We start from the raw sequence: 1,088 nt of genomic DNA on the forward strand, positions 1-1,088 counted from the left end.
GTTCGGCACCGACGCCGTCAAGCGTGGCCTGCTCGTCGGCACCGCCACCATCACCGCACAGATCAAGTAACACCCCCGCACCAGGTACCGGTTCTGCACCATGCGGGAGCGCCCGCCACGACCAGTCCTCGTGGCGGGCGCTTCTTCATGCCCGCACCCGCGCCCCCGGACTGGGGGAAACCTGATCCGCCCCGGCCGCCTACGGTGAACCCGTCGCCAGTAGAAGGATCTGTATGCCCCACGTGCGCACGGTCGACCGGACCGCATCGGACGCGTTCACCGCGTCGTATCAGCAGTACGCACCGGAGCTGCGGCGGTTCGTGACGACGATCATCATCGACCGGCATCTTGCCGAGGACGTCGTCCACGAAGCGTTCATCGAGTTCTGGCGGCATCCTGACCGGTACGACGCGACCCGCGCAGACCTGCAGTCCTGGTTACGGACAATCGCGCACCGCCGGGCGATTGATCGGATCCGGAGTCGCGAAGCGTCCAGGAGCCGTGACATCCGGATCGGTATTCGCGACCACCACGACATCGATCCCGGTATGGACCGTTTTGATGCGCTCCTCACACGCAGTCGCCTCCACGCAGCGCTAGCGCAGCTCACCAACAAGCAGCGCGACGCCGTGGTGCTGCGGTATCTCGGAGAACGCAATACCTCGGAAGTCGCCGACGAGCTCGGTACGACTGTCGGTGCGGCGAAGACCCGCATCCGCGATGGCCTACTCGTGCTCCGCGCCCACCTCCCGCACGACGCGTCCGCAGCATGACGCCCGCGCCTGACCACATCCGACCCCGCGCACCACTCGCCGAAAGGGCACATCATGACCAGTAACGCAGGCACTCCCCGAACCGGCTTTGCCGCCACCCTCACCCAGAAGGGCGCCCTGCTGTTCGGTGTCGTCTTCCTGATCGTCGGCATCGCCGGGTTCATCCCCGGACTCACCATGGACATGGGCTCGATGTCCATGGCCGGCCACGGCTCCATGGCCCTGCTCCTGGGCCTGTTCCAGGTGTCCGTCCTGCACAACATCGTGCACCTGCTCTTCGGCATCGTCGGGCTGCTCGCCGCCCGCCGCGCCGCA

At 66.7% G+C, this 1,088-nt stretch carries 2 protein-coding genes; both read left to right on the plus strand.

Going from position 1 to position 1,088, the window contains the following annotated elements; genetic code table 11:
* The first annotated feature begins 233 nt into the window (after positions 1-233).
* Complete coding sequence (locus Q9R26_RS18580) at positions 234-773, plus strand: sigma-70 family RNA polymerase sigma factor (protein WP_311228211.1); 540 nt, start codon at positions 234-236, stop codon at positions 771-773.
* Between the two features lie 54 nt (positions 774-827).
* Positions 828-1,088: DUF4383 domain-containing protein (locus Q9R26_RS18585; RefSeq protein ID WP_311228212.1), on the plus strand; the 261-nt coding region annotated here is incomplete at its 3' end.

It is taken from the genome of Curtobacterium sp. BRB10 (assembly GCF_031844325.1).
In the GTDB taxonomy this organism is placed as follows: Bacteria; Actinomycetota; Actinomycetes; order Actinomycetales; family Microbacteriaceae; genus Curtobacterium; species Curtobacterium poinsettiae_A.